Source organism: Rhizobium sp. S96 (assembly GCF_030382195.1).
In the GTDB taxonomy this organism is placed as follows: Bacteria; Pseudomonadota; Alphaproteobacteria; order Rhizobiales; family Rhizobiaceae; genus Rhizobium.
This window is the reverse complement of sequence record NZ_JAUDRY010000006.1, coordinates 277,234-294,341: the sequence shown is the minus strand read 5'-3', so window position 1 is coordinate 294,341 and position 17,108 is coordinate 277,234. Positions and strand designations below refer to the sequence as shown.

At 60.2% G+C, this 17,108-nt stretch carries 15 protein-coding genes; 14 read left to right on the top strand and 1 reads right to left on the bottom strand.

Going from position 1 to position 17,108, the window contains the following annotated elements; translation table 11 throughout:
- Position 1 precedes the first annotated feature (1 nt).
- The 9 genes from QTL94_RS09035 (at position 2) to QTL94_RS08995 (ending at position 10,641) form a co-directional block, all read left to right on the top strand.
- Positions 2 to 1,258, top strand: coding sequence for an ABC transporter substrate-binding protein (locus tag QTL94_RS09035; protein ID WP_289801277.1), 1,257 nt, complete (start codon positions 2 to 4; stop codon positions 1,256 to 1,258).
- A complete protein-coding gene (locus QTL94_RS09030) occupies positions 1,255 to 2,175 on the top strand; it encodes a carbohydrate ABC transporter permease (RefSeq protein ID WP_289801276.1) in 921 nt (306 codons plus the stop codon). The genes QTL94_RS09035 and QTL94_RS09030 overlap by 4 nt, the downstream gene beginning before the upstream one ends.
- On the top strand, positions 2,172 to 3,002 hold the full coding sequence (locus tag QTL94_RS09025) for a carbohydrate ABC transporter permease (protein ID WP_289801275.1): 831 nt from the start codon (positions 2,172 to 2,174) through the stop codon (positions 3,000 to 3,002). Before QTL94_RS09030 ends, QTL94_RS09025 begins: the two co-directional genes overlap by 4 nt.
- Before the next feature lie 12 nt (positions 3,003 to 3,014).
- The gene (locus QTL94_RS09020) at positions 3,015 to 4,097 is read left to right on the top strand and encodes a Gfo/Idh/MocA family protein (protein ID WP_289801274.1); all 1,083 of its coding nucleotides are present in this window, start codon (positions 3,015 to 3,017) and stop codon (positions 4,095 to 4,097) included.
- Positions 4,098 to 4,099: 2 nt separating this feature from the next.
- On the top strand, positions 4,100 to 5,179 hold the full coding sequence (locus QTL94_RS09015) for an ABC transporter ATP-binding protein (RefSeq protein WP_289801273.1): 1,080 nt from the start codon (positions 4,100 to 4,102) through the stop codon (positions 5,177 to 5,179).
- Positions 5,176 to 5,931 carry a sugar phosphate isomerase/epimerase family protein gene (locus QTL94_RS09010; RefSeq protein WP_289801272.1) on the top strand — a complete coding sequence of 252 codons (756 nt, stop codon included), beginning with the start codon at positions 5,176 to 5,178 and terminating at the stop codon, positions 5,929 to 5,931. The genes QTL94_RS09015 and QTL94_RS09010 overlap by 4 nt, the downstream gene beginning before the upstream one ends.
- Before the next feature lie 347 nt (positions 5,932 to 6,278).
- Entirely contained in the window at positions 6,279 to 7,175 is an 897-nt protein-coding gene (gene yghU / locus QTL94_RS09005) for a glutathione-dependent disulfide-bond oxidoreductase (RefSeq protein WP_289801271.1), read from the top strand.
- A 441-nt stretch (positions 7,176 to 7,616) separates the two neighbouring features.
- Positions 7,617 to 9,191, top strand: a complete 1,575-nt coding sequence (locus QTL94_RS09000; protein ID WP_289801395.1) for a Re/Si-specific NAD(P)(+) transhydrogenase subunit alpha — start codon at positions 7,617 to 7,619, stop codon at positions 9,189 to 9,191.
- A gap of 16 nt (positions 9,192 to 9,207) precedes the next feature.
- Positions 9,208 to 10,641, top strand: coding sequence for an NAD(P)(+) transhydrogenase (Re/Si-specific) subunit beta (locus QTL94_RS08995; RefSeq protein ID WP_289801270.1), 1,434 nt, complete (start codon positions 9,208 to 9,210; stop codon positions 10,639 to 10,641).
- A gap of 139 nt (positions 10,642 to 10,780) precedes the next feature.
- Here the strand turns inward: QTL94_RS08995 and QTL94_RS08990 are convergent, their stop codons facing one another.
- Positions 10,781 to 11,653 (bottom strand): LysR family transcriptional regulator, encoded by an 873-nt coding sequence (locus QTL94_RS08990; RefSeq protein ID WP_112648491.1) that lies wholly within the window; start codon positions 11,651 to 11,653, stop codon positions 10,781 to 10,783.
- Positions 11,654 to 11,802: 149 nt separating this feature from the next.
- On the opposite strand from QTL94_RS08990, the gene QTL94_RS08985 reads away from it, so the two are divergent.
- The 5 genes from QTL94_RS08985 to QTL94_RS08965 all read left to right on the top strand — a co-directional run bounded on the left by QTL94_RS08985 (position 11,803) and on the right by QTL94_RS08965 (position 17,094).
- Positions 11,803 to 13,311 (top strand): ABC transporter substrate-binding protein, encoded by a 1,509-nt coding sequence (locus QTL94_RS08985; RefSeq protein ID WP_136883751.1) that lies wholly within the window; start codon positions 11,803 to 11,805, stop codon positions 13,309 to 13,311.
- A gap of 71 nt (positions 13,312 to 13,382) precedes the next feature.
- Positions 13,383 to 14,318 (top strand): ABC transporter permease, encoded by a 936-nt coding sequence (locus QTL94_RS08980; RefSeq protein ID WP_065692641.1) that lies wholly within the window; start codon positions 13,383 to 13,385, stop codon positions 14,316 to 14,318.
- 3 nt (positions 14,319 to 14,321) lie between these two features.
- A complete protein-coding gene (locus QTL94_RS08975) occupies positions 14,322 to 15,143 on the top strand; it encodes an ABC transporter permease (protein WP_065692642.1) in 822 nt (273 codons plus the stop codon).
- Positions 15,144 to 15,146: 3 nt separating this feature from the next.
- Entirely contained in the window at positions 15,147 to 16,142 is a 996-nt protein-coding gene (locus QTL94_RS08970; protein ID WP_065692643.1) for an ABC transporter ATP-binding protein, read from the top strand.
- Positions 16,129 to 17,094 carry an ABC transporter ATP-binding protein gene (locus QTL94_RS08965; protein ID WP_289801269.1) on the top strand — a complete coding sequence of 322 codons (966 nt, stop codon included), beginning with the start codon at positions 16,129 to 16,131 and terminating at the stop codon, positions 17,092 to 17,094. Before QTL94_RS08970 ends, QTL94_RS08965 begins: the two co-directional genes overlap by 14 nt.
- Positions 17,095 to 17,108 lie beyond the last annotated feature (14 nt).

Sequence of the window (17,108 nt, the reverse complement as noted above, 5' to 3'; positions counted from 1 at the left end):
TTTGGCATTTCGCAAATTGAAACTGGTCGCGACGGCTGCCGCCATGCTTTGCAGCGTCGGGGTCTCGGCTCAGGCGCAGGTCAACATCGACTTCTGGGATCAGGTATGGGGGCCGCAGCCCTATGCGCAGCGCGCCCAGCAGCTCGTTGACGAGTTCAACAAGAGCCAGTCCGAGATCCACGTCAATTATCGTTCCGTTCCTTGGGCGAACTGGTACGAAACCTATGTCACGGCGATCGCCTCCGGCTCGGCGCCTGACATTTCGACAGGGGCGGGATTTCAGGCCGTACAGTTCTACAGTCTCGACGCGATCTATCCGCTCGACGACTTCGTCGCCAAGATGGAGGCCGATGGCACAGCGAAAGACTTCACGCCCGGTTCATTGGATGCCGTGAAATACGACGGCCACTACGTGGCGCTGCCGTGGGGCATCGACATCCGCGCTATGTTCTATCGGAAGGACGTACTCGAGGCGGCGGGTATCAAGCCGCCCACCACCTGGGACGAATTCCGGAAGGCGAGCAAGGCTGTGACCCACGACGGTGTGTATGGCGTGGCCGCATCCGGAGACTCGGGCGGCATGCACTGGATTCTCGGGCTGATGCTAAACAACGGCGGAGGTCTTTTCGACAAGGACGGCAAGCCGGACCTGACCGGCGAAAAGTCGATGGCGGCCGTCTCGTTCCTCTCTGACCTCGTTGTTGATGGTTCGGTAAACCCGTCGTCGGCCGGCTACAAGAGCGATGATGCGCGTGGCAGCTTCTATGCCGGCAAGTCGGCATTCTATTACTCCAATCCGACGACCGCGGATGGGGCCGGAGCCGAAAAGGACAAGATCGGTGTCCTTCCCCCGATGGCGTCCACCTCGGGCGAAAAGGGCACTATCAACTGGGTCAACAACATCATGATCTACAAGCAGTCGAAGCACCCTGAGGAGGCGATGACTTTCCTCCGCTGGTGGTCCGACCACCAGCTTGTCCTATGGAGCGAAGGCAAGGCTGGCGGCATTCCTGCGCGTGCTTCCTTCCAGAAGGATCCCTTCTTCGTCGAGAACGAACAGGTCAAGTTCGTGATCGAAAACTACCTGCCGATCGCAAAGCCGATGAGCGCATCGAAGGGCGGTACGTTTCCGCAGCTCAACGAGATCGATGGTGACGGCTTCCTGATGAGCCTCGTGCAGAAGATCTGGCAGGGCCAGCCCGCGCAGGAAGCGGTGCAAGCTGCACAGGACCACCTGCAGGAAATAATGGACCAATGACCATGCAGGCTTCATCACCAACGGCAACGGTCTGGCGAGGTTTCGCCAGACCGCTCCTGAGCCCTGACGTGCGCACGACCGCGATCCTGCTGGCGCCGTCGATCCTTCTGATTGCAGTCGTCATCGCCTATCCGATGACGCAGGGACTGCTCTACAGTTTTACCAATGGCTCGCTGCTGAAGCCGGGCAAGTTCGTCGGATTTCAGAATTACGCGAAGCTGTTGAGTGAGCCGACTTTCTGGCACTCGCTCCGGTTCTCGCTGCTGTTTGCGGTCGCAAACATCGCCGGCTGCTACACACTGGGGCTTGGCCTCGCGCTGCTTTTGCAAAGGGATTTCCCGCTGCGCGGTCTGTTTCGCGTCCTGCTTCTCCTGCCGTGGATCGTGCCGTCGCTTGTCGCCATCGTTTCCTGGCGCTGGCTGATGAATGACGAACATGCCTTGTTCAACCAGATCATCACCGCATTCGGGGGCGATCCGGTCTTCTTCCTGTCGAACTCGAATTGGGCGATCGTCATGGTCATTCTGATCAAGATCTGGCGCTCCTTCCCATTCATGCTCCTGTCTTTGCTGGCCGCGCTTCAGACAATCGACAGGACGCTCTACGAGGCAGCCGAGATCGACGGGGCAACGCGATGGCAGAGCTTCTGGCATGTGACCATGCCGGCTATCCGGGGGATATCCGTCGTCCTCTGCCTGCTGATGACAATCTGGACGGTGAACGACTTCGACACGCCGTGGCTTCTCGCCCAAGGCGGTCCGGCCAACGCGACCGAAAATCTCGTCGTCCTCGCCTATCGCTATACCTTCGCCCGCAACGATGTCGGCATGGGCGCCACCGTCTCGTTCGTCACGCTCGGAATGCTGCTCGTGATCTTCGCTGTCATCCTGCGGCTGCAAAGGGAGAAGCGAGGATGAGAAAAAGAACTCCACTCGCCCGCTGGGGGCTGACCGCATTTGTCGGTGTCGTCGTCGTCGTGATCAACCTGCCGATCATCGTGATGGTCTTGAATTCGTTGCAGACGAACGAAGACATCCTTGCGCGTGCGACGCTCCTTCCGAGCCATCCCTCACTTCAGAACTACACGTTCCTGATGGCTGAAACGCCGTTCCTCACATACCTCAGGAATTCCGTGCTCACGGCCCTGGGAGCAACGGGCTTCTCGCTCGCCTGCGCCGTTCTTGCCGGCTACGCCTTGTCGCGCTTCCGGAACCGGCTTCTCGATGCGTATGGAACCGCCTTGTTCGCCGTCCAGATGTTCCCAATCATCCTGGCCCTGATACCGCTGTTCCTTCTCTTCCGGCCGCTTGGGCTTATCGACAATCCGCTCTCGGTCATCATCGTGTACGGCATAATCAATCTGCCGTTCGTGACGTGGATGGCACGCAGCTACTTCGACACGATCCCGCGGGAACTCGAGGAGGCAGCGCTGATCGATGGGTGCGGTCACTTCGGTGCCTTCTTCCGGATCGTGCTGCCGCTGTCGGGGCCGGGTCTGGCGGCTGTGGCAATCTTTGCCTTCCTGCTCGCCTATAACGAGTTCTTCGTCGCCAATGTCTTCCTGCGCACGCAGCAGGCCATGACGCTGCCTGTCGGCATCCAGATGTTTCTTCAACAATTCGCGACGGATTGGGGCAGCCTCACGGCAGCGGCGTCGGTGACGATGCTTCCCACGCTCATCCTGTTTCTCTTCGTCCAGAAATTCATCACGCATGGCGCCATTGCCGGCGGCGTGAAAGGCTAATCGGAGCACATAATGTCCAAGATTATCAATGTTGGTGTCGTCGGTTGCGGCGAGGCCGCACAGATCCTTCACATCCCGACGCTGCGCGAACTTAGCGATCGTTTCGCAATCACCGCGCTCTGTGACGCATCGAAAACAGTCGTCGATGCCGTCGGCCTCGGGTTACCTCAAGCCGCCCGCTATACCGACAGTTCAGCTCTGCTGGATGACATGAATGTCGACGCGGTCGTGATTGCCAATCCCAACACCTACCACGCGCCTACGGCCGTCGAGGCGATGCGCAAGGGCAAGCATGTCCTGATCGAAAAGCCGATGTGCATCACGCTAAAGGAAGCAGACGAACTGGAGGAGACACAGGCGAAGACCGGTATGACCGTGCAGATCGGCTACATGCGACGCTATGCTCCGGCGTTCGAAGAGGCCACGCGTCTTGTTGCCCAAGTGCGTGGTGACATCAATTTTGCGCGTGTTCACGCGCTCATCGGACCGAACAGCGCCTTCATCGGCGCGACCTCGCCGGTGGCAAGGCCGAACGATATCCCGCAGAGCGTGATCGACCGGACCAAAGCGGAGACCGACGCAAAGCTGATCGAGGCGATCGGAACAGCCGAGGATCCGCGAGCCGGCGTCTATTCCCTGCTCCTCGGACTGTCCTCCCACGATATTTCGGCGATGAGAGAACTCATCGGCATGCCGAAGAGCGTCATCCATGCCGCTCATCGGCGAAACGGCCGATTCCTGACGGCGGCCTTCGACTATGGCGATTTCATCTGCCAGTTCGAGACCGGCATCGATGCAATCGCCCGCTTCGATGCGCACCTGGAAGTCTACACGCCGCAGCAGGTCATCCGCGTCGAGTACGACACTCCCTACATCCGCCATCAGCCGGCGCGCCTTTCGCTGACATCGGCCAACACGCCGCATGGGGTGACGGAAAACAGGGGCCACATCACGCGTGGTGATGCCTTCGTTGCCGAGTGGAAGCGGTTTCATGACGCCATTTTGGAGCGAAAGACGCCGAAGACCACGATCGCCGATGCCCGCAAGGACCTCGAGATCTTTGCGCAGATGATGAGCAACATGAAGGGAGCGTGACGATGGCGCCAGTTCAGATCGCCAATGTAACCAAGAGCTACGGCGCGATAAATGTGATGAACGGCGTCTCGCTTGATATCGCGGAAGGCGACTTCGTCATCCTGGTAGGCCCCTCCGGATGCGGAAAGTCGACCCTCCTGCGCATGGTCGCCGGGCTGGAGAGCATTTCTGGAGGAACGATCGCCATCGGTGGTCGGCGAGTAAACGACGTCGCCCCGAAGGACCGCGACACAGCGATGGTGTTCCAGTCCTACGCGCTCTATCCGCACAAGACGGTCGCGCAGAACATGGGTTTCGCGCTGAAGCTTGCCGGACGGCCGCAGGCGGAGATCGAAGCCAAGGTCAAAGCCGCAGGCGACATCCTGGCGCTCGGGCCACTGATGGACCGGTATCCAAAACAGCTTTCGGGCGGTCAACGGCAGCGTGTGGCCATGGGACGCGCGATTGTGCGCGAGCCGGAGGTGTTTCTGTTCGACGAACCGCTCAGCAACCTCGACGCCAAGCTGCGCGTCCAGATGCGAACGGAAATCAAGGCTCTGCACCAAAGGCTGAAGACGACGACCATCTATGTCACGCATGATCAGATAGAGGCGATGACGATGGCTGATCGGATCGTGGTCATGAACGGTGGCAGGATCGAACAGGCAGGCCGCCCGCTCGACCTTTACGACCGCCCCGCCAACCTCTTCGTCGCCGGCTTCCTGGGATCGCCGCCAATGAACTTCCTCAACGGTCGCATTGAGGGAGGCGCGTTCAGGACGAACGGAGGAACGATCCTGCTGCTCACGCCTGACATGGCAAAGGCAGCAGGCGGTCGCGAACTCGTCGCCGGCATCCGGCCGGAACATGTCGTCCTTGCCAATGGCGAAGGCCACCTGACCGCGACCGTGATCGTGGACGAACCGACGGGGGCCGAAACACAGATCGCTCTGCGCATTGGTGCAGACGAGATCCTCGCGAACTTCCGCGAACGCGTGCCGGTGCGGGCAGAGGACACGCTCTCCATTCAACTTCCGTCCGATAAAATCCACCTTTTCGACAAAGCGACCGGCCAGCGCCTAGCTCTTGGAGACACACAATGAAAACTCTCGTTCAACTCTTTTCCGCCCGTGATTTTCAGCCCTGGGACAGCGTTCTGGATAAAGTTCAGCACGCCGGTTACGACGGTGTAGAAGGCTTCTCTGCCACCTATGTCGACCCTGCCGCGTTCCGCGCTCTTCTCGACGAGCGAGGACTGATCATGCCGCAAGGACACTTCGGGCTCGATCTGCTCGAGGGCAACTTTGCCGAAGCGGTCCGCACGGCGCGAACACTTGGCGTCGACGCCGTGATCGCGCCTTATCTGCAGCCCGCCGATCGTCCCGTCGACAGGGACGGCTGGGGCGCCCTGGGAAGAAGGCTCGACCTGCTTGATCGAAAGTGCCGAGACGAAGGCTTCGATTTCGCCTGGCATAACCACGATTTTGAACTGGTGCTGCTGGAAACCGGCGAGACCCCCATGGATATCCTTCTGGACACCGCGCCGACCATGAATTGGGAAGCAGACCTCGGATGGATCCTTCGCGCCGGCGCGAACCCGATTGAATGGCTCTCAATGCGGTCGGATCGCATCGTCTCCGTGCACTTGAAGGATATCCAGCGCAATCACGAGACAGCGACCGAGGGCGGCTGGGCCGATCTCGGCCACGGCATCAACGAGTGGGAAGATATCTTCAAGCGCCTAGCCGGCCTTCCAAACCTCAAGGCCGAGGTGGCGGAGCATGACAATCCCAGTGATTTGACACGCTTCCTTGGGCGGTGGATGTCCAGCTTCAGGCGGTTGTCGGGGCAATAGGTGCCGGCTTCGCATTGGGATTTGTAGAGTCGCGCGTAAGGATCTGTCACGAACCTTACGCCACAATTTATTTGACAAGCTCATAGGCCTATCCAATGTCGGACCCGCAAATCTCCCCTGCACGGCACACTCAACTGCGTTGAGGGGTAACACGGACAAGAGTTAAGCCGGGGGACCGCTTCGAGAACGCATCGCCCACTCATCCACATCTCTACCCGCAAGTGCCTCAACTCAAAAACACCAGAAAAAACAGCATGCCGCTATAGCATCGGCGCCTGCTCGACCATACCTATAGCGCTCGTTTGTGCTTCCACGATGCGTGTGTTTCTGAGCAAGGACAGATACTGATGACCGAGAAGTCCCCCGCCGATAACTTTCCCGCCGGATACGAGTTGCCCAAGGTCTGGACCTGGGAGAAGGGGAATGGCGGCCAGTTCGCCAATATCAACCGCCCGATCGCCGGGCCCACGCATGACAAGGATCTTCCGGTCGGAAAGCATCCGTTGCAGCTCTATTCGCTCGCGACGCCGAACGGCGTCAAGATCGGGATCATGCTCGAAGAGTTACTGGCGGCAGGCCATTCCGGCGCGGAATATGATGCCTGGCTGATCAAGATAGGCGAAGGCGAGCAGTTCGGGTCGGGCTTTGTCGCTGCCAATCCGAATTCGAAGATTCCTGTACTGGTGGACCATTCGACGGCTGAGCCGACCCGGGTGTTCGAGAGCGGCTCGATACTTCTCTACCTTGCCAACAAGTTCGACGCGTTCCTGCCGAAGGACCACAAGGCCCGCACCGAGACCATGAACTGGCTCTTCTGGCAGATGGCTTCGGCGCCATATCTCGGCGGCGGCTTCGGTCATTTCTATGCCTATGCGCCGATGCTCATCCAGTATGCGGTCGATCGCTTCTCGATGGAGGTCAAGCGCCAGCTCGACGTTCTTGACCGGCATCTGGCCGATCATCGCTATATGGCTGGCAGCGAGTATACCATCGCCGATATCGCCATCTGGCCTTGGTATGGCGCCCTCGCACAGGGCAAGACCTATGGGGATGCAGGCAACTTCCTCGATGTCCAGAGCTATCGCAACCTCCAGCGCTGGACCGCCGAGATTGCGGAGCGGCCGGCGGTGAAGCGTGGACGCATGGTCAACCGGATGTCCGGCGACCCGTCCGAGCAGCTGCATGAGCGCCACGACGCTTCCGACTTCGATACCAAGACACAGGACAAGATCGGCCAAGCCTGATCGCCGCCACCCGTAGTCGACGATAATCAAGAGACCGATTTGCGGCTCCACGCCCGATGAAGGCGTCGGAGCCGCAAGTGCGTTATGGTCACTTTGTCCCGGAGCTCGGACCGTCTTCGGCCACCAAGCCGATTTCGAAGTTTGAGAGATTGCTGAGCGAGAATTCGACGCTCGTTTAGGGCGCCCTTGGAGGCAACTCGCGGGATTGGCAGTCATGTGGTTGGGCGAAGTAAACCCGACTACAGATATATCACCGTCCCGATGTCGCTATTTTAGCACAAAATAAAATCGATTGAAGAAACCTAATATCGATTAGATTCCTCGCCTTAGGCTGTCCGTGCACTGGACAAGAACGCCGCAGCTTGATCCTTGATCGCCCGAATTTGAAACTTGTTTCGTCTTTGGAGCAGAGGGGCCGGGCGACCGGAAGATTGAATGGTGTTGAGAATTGGCTCTCCCAGGGAGATTGCCCTGGCGGAAGCGCGCGTCGCGATGACGCCAGATAGTGCACAACAACTTCAGAAGTTGGGATACCAGTGCTTGCTGGAAGCCGGGGCGGGGAAGGCCGCCGGCTTCACCGATGATGCTTATCGCGCCGTCGGAGTCGTTGTCGTCGAGACCGCCGGCGAGCTCTACGAGACAGTCGATATCGTCGCGAAAGTCCGTCCTCCAGAAGCGGCGGAACTGAAAGCGCTTCGGCAGGGTCAGACCCTGATTTCATTCTTCTATCCAGCGCAAAACAGTGCGGGTTTGGGGCTGGCCCGAGACCAGGGTGCCAATGTCATCGCCATGGACATGGTTCCGCGAATCTCGCGCGCCCAGAAGATGGATGCGCTATCGTCGATGGCCAATATTGCCGGCTATCGTGCGGTCATCGAGGCCGGCAACAACTTCGGCCGGTTCTTCACCGGGCAGGTTACGGCCGCGGGCAAGGTCCCGCCAGCAAAGGTTCTGGTGATCGGTGCTGGCGTGGCCGGCCTTGCCGCGATTGGAACGGCGACGTCGCTTGGTGCTATCACATATGCCTTCGATGTTCGTCCCGAAGTGGCAGAGCAGATCGAGTCCATGGGCGCGGAATTCGTGTTCCTGGATTTTGCCGAGGGACAGCAGGACGGAGCTGCTACCGGCGGCTATGCAGCGCCGTCTTCCCCTGAATTCCGGGAGAAGCAACTCGCGAAGTTTCGGGAACTGGCGCCAGAGATCGATATCGTCATCACGACGGCGCTGATCCCGGGTCGCGATGCTCCGAAGCTTTGGCTTGCCGACATGGTTGCGATGATGAAGCCCGGCTCGGTCGTCGTCGATCTCGCCGCCGAACGCGGCGGCAATTGTGATCTCACCGTGCCAGATCAACGCACTGTCTCGGAAAACGGTGTGGTGATCATTGGGTACACCGACTTCCCAAGTCGCATGGCGGCGCAGGCTTCGACGCTCTACTCGACGAACATCCGCCACATGATCGCGGACCTGACACCCGGCAAGGACGGGGTGCTCGTCCACAACATGGAGGACGACGTCATCCGTGGAGCGACGGTCGCGTTTGAAGGTGCGATCACTTATCCGCCGCCACCGCCAAAAGTGCAGGCAATCGCGGCGCAGAAGCCGAAGGAGAAGGCGAAGGAGCTGACGCCTGACGAAAAGCGGGCGCTGGAACTCGCTGCTTTCAGGAAGCAGACCAAGAACCTGGGCTTTCTCCTGGTCTTCGGCACGGCGCTGCTTCTGCTGGTCGGCGCATACGCTCCGGCAAGCTTCATGAGCCATTTCGTGGTTTTTGTCCTTGCTTGCTTTGTCGGCTTCCAGGTGATCTGGAACGTATCGCACTCGCTGCATACGCCGCTCATGGCTGTGACGAACGCGATCTCCGGTATCGTCATCCTTGGAGCGCTGCTGCAGATCGGCTCCAGCAGCCAACTCGTCATGTCACTTGCCGCCCTGTCTGTCTTGGTGGCCACAATCAACATTGTCGGCGGTTTTCTCGTGACACGGCGCATGCTCGCCATGTTCCAGAAGTCCTGATCGGTAGGGGGATCATATGACCATTGGTATCGTTTCCGCTGCCTACATCTCGGCGGCTGTTCTCTTCATTCTGTCGCTCGGCGGACTTTCCGGGCAGGAAAGCGCAAAGCGTGCCGTCTGGTACGGCATAACAGGAATGGCCCTGGCCGTTGTCGCAACGGTCTTCGGACCAAGCGTTGGCAACTGGTTCGTCATCGTGTTGATGATCGGCGGCGGCGCCGTCCTTGGATACTACGTGGCAAGCCGGGTGCAGATGACCGAGATGCCCCAGCTTGTGGCGGCACTCCACTCCTTCGTGGGACTGGCGGCGGTCTTCATCGGCTTTAACGCCCACCTCGAGGCTCAAAGTGTGGCAGGTCTCGACGACGCTGCACGGGCGGCACTCAGCGGCTTCGCCGGCATTCTTGCCCACAAGACACCGGTCGAGCTTTCCATCATGAAGGTTGAGGTATTCCTCGGCGTCTTCATCGGTGCCGTGACCTTCACCGGTTCGGTTGTCGCGTTCGGCAAGCTGGCCGGAAAGGTCGATGGTAAGGCCAAGAAGCTTCCGGGCGGCCATTTTCTGAACGCTGGCGCAGCCATCCTCTCTGTCATGCTTCTGCTGATGTATGTGAATGGCGCTGACGCCTGGACGCTCGTCGTCATGACGCTCGCCGCCTTCTTCATTGGCTATCATCTCATCATGGGCATTGGCGGCGCTGACATGCCGGTGGTGGTTTCGATGCTGAACAGCTACTCGGGATGGGCTGCCGCGGCGATCGGCTTCACGCTCGGAAACGACCTCCTGATCGTCACCGGTGCACTGGTCGGCTCCTCGGGCGCCATCCTATCCTACATCATGTGCAAGGCGATGAACCGATCCTTCGTCTCCGTCATCCTTGGCGGTTTTGGCGCCGTTACAGGACCGGCAATGGAGATTGAAGGGGAACAGGTCGCAATCGATGCGGAAGGCGTGGCGTCCGCGCTCAACGACGCCGACAGCATCGTAATCGTACCCGGCTACGGCATGGCCGTGGCTCAGGCTCAACAAGCCGTCTCCGAGCTTACCCGCAAACTTAGGGCTGCCGGCAAGGAGGTTCGCTTCGCCATTCATCCAGTCGCAGGCCGTCTTCCGGGCCATATGAATGTGCTATTGGCCGAAGCGAAGGTTCCCTACGATATCGTTCTCGAGATGGACGAGATCAACGAGGATTTCCCTGAAACTGACGTTGCGATCGTCATCGGCTCGAATGACATCGTAAATCCTGCCGCGCAGGAAGATCCAAACTCTCCGATCGCCGGCATGCCAGTGCTCGAAGTTTGGAAGGCAAAGCAGGTGTTTGTCTCTAAGCGCGGCCAGGGCACCGGTTATTCGGGAATTGAGAACCCGCTGTTCTTCAAGGAGAACACCCGCATGTTCTACGGCGATGCGAAAAAGTCGGTCGGAGATCTGATCCCCAAGATCGCATAGTCTAGAGTTTCTCGAGATACGGGGCCGGCGCTCGTCAGCGTGAGCGGCGGCTCTCTTTCACTTCGACTTGGATCGCCAGTAGACGCTTCAGCGCGGTGCGACCGACTGCCCACCCCGACGACTGCCCTGGCCGGCGCAGCTACGCCACCGGCTTTCTTAGCGCGGTCAGCAGGTCCTGCACCGGCGCTCTCAAGGGCTCATTGCGCCGGTGGAACGCTATGATGGATACATTGGGAATGTCGGTGATCGGCCTCGAAACAAGCCCCTGCATCACGTAGTCCCGCACGGTCATGGCATCGACAATCCCCACTCCACCGCAGGCGCGCACCATGCTGCAAACATTCGCACAGAATGGAACGACGCACGCCGGATCGTAGCTGAGCCCCTGGGCAGTAAAGGCGGCGCGGATCGTGCCGCCCATCGGAGACCAGTCGGCGTTGTAGCAGACCAACGGATGCGTTGAGACTGCCGCGCATGTGAGTTCCTTCATCTGTGCCAGCGGATGATCCTTGCGCAGGACAGCGACAAGCGGAATGTGGCCGATCTTGTAGGCCTGGAACTCGGCCTTGGGCGGCAGAGCCATCTGCAAACCAATGTCTGCTTCGCCGCTGCGTAAGTCATCCTCCGGGGAGTGGACCCTGAGCACGATCCGCTTTTTCCAATTGCGATATCCGGCGCGGATCAGGATCGGGCCGATAAAACCTTCAACGAGCGCCGGGGTGGCGGAGACCGACACCGGGCGGGACGCCAGATTGCGCAACGCGGGCAGTTTGGAGCGGATCAGCGCATGCGTGTTGAAGATGGGCACGGCCAGCGCAAAGAGTTCATTCGCCTCATGGGTCGGTTCGAGGCGGTTTCCGGTGCGGTGAAACAGCGAAACTCCGAGCCGGCTTTCCAACCGCTTCAACTGTCCGCTGACGCCGGGCTGCGATATCCCGAGCAGCCGGGCGGTTTCGGTTGTGGTTCCAACCCGCATCAGGGTTCCGAAGAGTTCAAGTTCGCGAAGATCCATTATCAACCTGCTGATAGGTGGCCAGTTATTTATTATTATTCGTGTAGGGGGCGCTTGTCTAACATCCATCTCAACCCGGGGCGACTGCGCGATCGCCCGGGACCGATTCAAAAGAACGCGTCCTCCACGAAAGGTTAGGAACCTCTTTCATGATCCAGAGATTTAATTTGAAATGTTTGCTTCTCGCTTCGGCGTTTGCGTTCGCCGGGGCGGCAGCTCATGCGCAGACTTTGCACGTCGCGATGGGCTATGATCCGGTCAGCCTCGATCCGATCGCTTCGAGCGATAACGGATCGATCTGGACGCAATTGCTGATCTTCGACACCCTGATCCGCCCCGACAAGACAGGCGAGGGGCTGGAGCCGGGATTGGCCGAAAGCTGGACCATTTCGGACGACGGGTTGACGCTGAATTTCAAGCTCCGCGACGCAAAGTTCTCGGACGGCACACCCGTCACGGCGGAAGATGTCAAGTTTTCGATCGAGCGCGCGGCATCTGAAGCTTCGGGCTGGGGACGTTTCTATCGTCCGATCACCAGCTTCGAGATCCGCAACGAGCACGAGATCACGATGAAGCTGGCCCAGCCATTTACCCCTGCTTTCAACAACCTGGCGCTCTTTGCCGCCGCGATCCTCCCCAAGGCTCAGGTTGAAGCAAAAGGCGATGCGTTCTTCGAAGCCCCGGTTGGTTCCGGTCCCTTCATGCTGAAGTCACGGGTGCGCGGTTCACGCGTGGACCTGGTGAAGAATCCGAACTACTGGCAGGAAGGAAAGCCGTACGTTGACGAAGCCGTGCTGGAAGTCGTCACCGAGCCATCTGCCCGCGTGATGAAACTGGAAGCAGGCGAAGTGGACGTGGCTCTCGACCCGCCGCTGAACCAGCTCAAGGATTTGGATGGCAAGGACGGCATCACTGTCGGTCAGACCATCCCTTATCGCGCCGACTTCGTGCAGCTGAACACCACGCGCAAGCCTTTCGATGATGTCCGGGTGCGCCAGGCTCTGAACTACGCCGTTGATAAGGACGCGCTGGTAAAGGGCGTGCTTTACGGCGCCGGCAAACCTGCGGCTTCCGCCATGCCGGTCATGGCCTTTGCCGATCCAGGCCTCCAGCCTTACGCCTATGACCCCGCAAAGGCCAAGCAGCTGCTTGCCGAGGCAGGCTATGCGGACGGATTTGAGGCGCAGGTCGTCGTCGATTCCGGTGCCGCGACCAGCCGCAATGCTGCGATCGCCCTGCAGGCGATGCTGCAGCAGGTCGGCGTGAAGCTGAAGGTGCAGATGCTGGAGGGCGGCACTCAGTGGGAAACCACCAAGGCCGGCAACTACGACATGTCGGTCTCCTACACGACATCGGACACGATCGACCCAGACCAAATCATCGGCTTCGTCGGGGTCAACCCGGAACGTGCGAACGCCTACCACACGCAGTGGAAGGACGATCACCTGAACGCGCTATACGCCGATGAGCGCAAGACCGTGAATGGCCCGGAACGCGGGGCGATGTTCAAGCAGATGATCCAGATTCTGCATGACGGCGCGCCCTATGTCTTCCTCTATCATCCCGCCTCCGCCTGGGCCGTCCAGGACAAGGTCAAGGGTTTCGAGATCCTGCCGACCTCGAATTTCCGGCTTGAAGACGTGAAGATCGCCAACTGATACGCGTGCCCCCGCCTGATAGCGGCGGGGGTATCTGCCAGCCTTAGCGTGCCCCTTGCCAGCGGAAGACCATGATACTCGCCATTCTCAAACGTCTGCTCATGCTGATACCCGTGTTGATCGGGATCACACTGGCCAGCTTCCTTCTTCTCCAGATCATGCCGGGCGATCCTGCGTCACGTGCCATGGGCACGAGAGCCAGCCCTGAAGAGCTGCAGGCGATGCGGGAGCTCTGGGGTCTCGGCAAGCCGCTCTGGGTTCAATACCTGTATTTCCTCCACGATTGCCTGACCGGCAGCTTCGGCATCTCGATCTTCCACAAGCAGCCGATCATCACTCTTGTGGCCGAACGCCTGCCGTACACGCTCGCCATCGTCGGATATTCCACCGTCATCGCGCTGCTGATCGCGTTGCCTTTCGCCATTCTGGCGGCTGCAAACCGCGGTCGGTTGATCGACAATGTCATCCGCCAGATCTTCGTCGTGCTGATTGCGATGCCGCCGTTTTGGCTCTGCTACGTGCTGATCATCTGGCTTGCTCTCGGGATGGGGTGGTTTTCGACCGGTGGTGTCGGCGATGGTTTCCTCGTCAATCTGCATCGACTGTTTCTGCCCTCGCTGGTGGTGGGCCTGTCCACGGCGGCGCTGATCCAACAGAGCCTGCGTGCCGCCCTCATCGACACGATGAAGGCCGACTATGTCGATACCGCACGCTCCAAGGGGCTGCGCGGGTATGAAGTCTTCCTGCACCATGTCCTGCCGAACAGCCTGATCTCCACCATCTCGATCATCGGGGTGCGGGTAAGCTGGATCGTCGGCGGCACCGTTGTGGTCGAGAAGATCTTCTCGGTGCCGGGCCTCGGAAGCCTGCTGATCGACGCCATCGTTTCGCGAGATCTGCCGGTGATCAGGGGCCTGACGGTGTTCTTTGCCATCCTGGTCGTCCTCGTCAACCTCATCACCGACATCTGCTACGCGCTGGCAGATCCACGCGTCCGGCTGGATTGAACAATGCACATCCTTCGCAAATTTCTGAGCACCCCTGCCGGTGCCATCGGACTGCTGATGCTGGCGGTGACGGTCGCAACAACGGTCCTCACCCCGATGCTTTCCCCGTATGATCCCTTCGCACTCGATTTCGGCAATGCAATGCAGCCGCCGTCCGCCGCGCATTGGTTCGGCACCGACAATTTCGGCCGTGACATATTCACGCGGATCATGGCCGGCGCGCTCTTTGATCTGCGGCTGGCGTTGATCTGTGTCTTCGGGCCAATGGTCATGGGCATCATGATCGGGCTCGTCGCCGGCTTTTTCGGCGGCAGTGTCGATGCCGCGCTGATGCGCCTTACCGATATCGTATGGGCTTTTCCCTTCTACGTGTTGATCCTGGCGATCGTCGGCGTGTTGGGCCCAAGCGAGAGCAATCTCTACATCGCCTTCTTTATCGTCAACTGGATCGGGTATGCCCGCATTGTGCGCGGCGAGACGCTCCTGGTTTCGCGGCTGGAATTCATCGAAGCGACGCGCGTTCTACGTTTCGGCAAGTCGCGCGTCATGCTGCGCCACATTCTGCCGAACACGGTTACGCCTGCTCTGGTCTACTCGATGTCCGACGTGGTTCTGACCGTACAGGCGGTCGCTGCCATGTCCTTCTTCGGGCTTGGCGTACAGCCACCAGCGCCGGAGTGGGGGCTGCTGATCGTCGAAAGCATCGACTACATGCGCGAAGCCCCGTGGATGACCATTTTTCCCGGCCTCGCCATCGTCTGGATCGGCATTGCTTTCTCGCTTTCGGGCGAGGGGCTTGCCGCAGCACTCAAGCCGAAGGGGTAAGTCATGAGCCTTCTGACCATCCGCGACCTTGTCACCGAGTTCCGCAGCCCGTCCGGTGTCGCCCGGGCGGTGGACGGGGTAAGCTTCGATGTCCACCCCGGCGAGATCTTCGGCATCGTCGGTGAATCCGGCTGTGGCAAGTCGGCGACCTGTCGCTCGATCGTGCGTCTTTTCGGCGGCGCCTCGGCTCGCATCGCAGGCGGCGAAATATGTCTCGAAGGGGCCGGCGATCTGGCACGCATGAGCGAGAGCCAACTGGCGAAGGTGCGCGGGCGCGACGTCGCGTTCATCTTCCAGGACCCGCTGACGGCGCTGAACCCTACCATGCGCGTCGGAAATCAGATTGCCGAAGTGATCCGGCGTCATCGCAAGGTAACCCGCGCGCAGGCCCGGGAAGCGGCACTGCAGCTTCTTCGTGATGTGCATGTCACGTCGCCGGAGCGACGGCTTGACGCTTATCCGCATGAGCTTTCGGGCGGGTTGCGGCAGCGGGTCGTGATCGCCATGGCGCTGGCTCTGCGCCCGCGCCTGATCATTGCCGACGAACCGACGACCGCGCTCGACGTAACAGTGCAGGATCAGATCCTGCGGCTGCTGAAGGAACGGCGCGACAGCCTGGGCACGTCGATCATTCTGATCACGCATGATCTGGGAGTGGTCTCCCAGATTTGCGACCGGATGGCGGTGATGTATGCCGGGCGCGTGGTCGAGACGGGCAGGGTACGTGAAGTGCTCGATGCGCCCTCGCATCCCTACACCCGCGCCCTGTTGGCCGCATTGCCGGGACAGGTCAGTCGGGAGAGCGAACTGGTTCCGATCAAGGGTGCTCCTCCCAGCCTGATCTCGCCGCCCGACGGCTGTCGCTTCGCTCCGCGCTGTACGTACGTTCGGCAGGAGTGCGTAGTCGGGACGGCGCCGGCGCTGCATCCGCGTCCCGGTGCTGCCGAGGGTCATCTCGACGCCTGCATTCTGAATGAGGTCTCTCATGTCGCTGCTTGATTTTCAGAAGGTCGAGAGGCGCTTTCCGGTCAAGTGGGGTCTTCTGGACATGCTTGCCGGGCGCGAAAAGGTCTATCTCCACGCCGTCCGTGGCGTCGATCTGGGCGTCGAACCCGGTGAAATACTGGGCATCGTCGGGGAATCCGGCTGCGGCAAGAGCACGCTGGCGCGCATTGGCGTGGGGCTGCAGGCCAGCGATGGTGGGCGCGTTGTGTTCGACGGCAAGCCGTTGGACGGCCCTGATCGCGACGGCCGCCTGCAGATGGTGTTCCAGGATCCGTACTCCTCGCTCAATCCGCGCATCACGATCGGCGCTCAGCTCGAAGAGGTGATCGCTCACTATCACCCCGGCTCGACGCGCAGTGAGCGCCGAGCCAATGTTCAGCGGGTCCTGGAAGAGGTCAGTCTCGTCCCCGAAACTGCGCTGAAGTTTCCCCACGCCCTCTCCGGTGGCCAGCGCCAGCGCGTTTCGATCGCGCGAGCTCTGTGCGCCGATCCGCAGGTGCTCGTTGCCGACGAACCCGTCTCGGCGCTCGATGCTTCGGTGCAAGCGCAGATCATCAACCTGCTGAAGCGCCTGAACCGCGAGAAAGGGCTGACGATCATTTTCATCTCGCACGATATGAATGTCGTCCGTTATCTCTGCGACCGTGTCGCCGTGATGTATCTGGGTGAGATCGTCGAGCTGCAGGACAGCGCCAGCCTGTTTGCCGCGCCCCGGCATCCCTACACGCAAGCGCTTATCGCGGCCGTGCCGGATGTGCGGCGTTCGCAATCCGTGCGTGAGCCGATCGCAGACGAGATTCCCGACCCTTTCGCCGTGCTTCCCGGTTGCCGCTTTGCTCCACGCTGTTCGCTGGCGGAAGTAGGCTGCCAATCGCCGCAGGCCATGCAGCCGGTCGGTGAGGGCGGTCTCGTCCGTTGCTGGAAATCCGCCCGCACTGCCGGGTGACCCATTTGTCTATC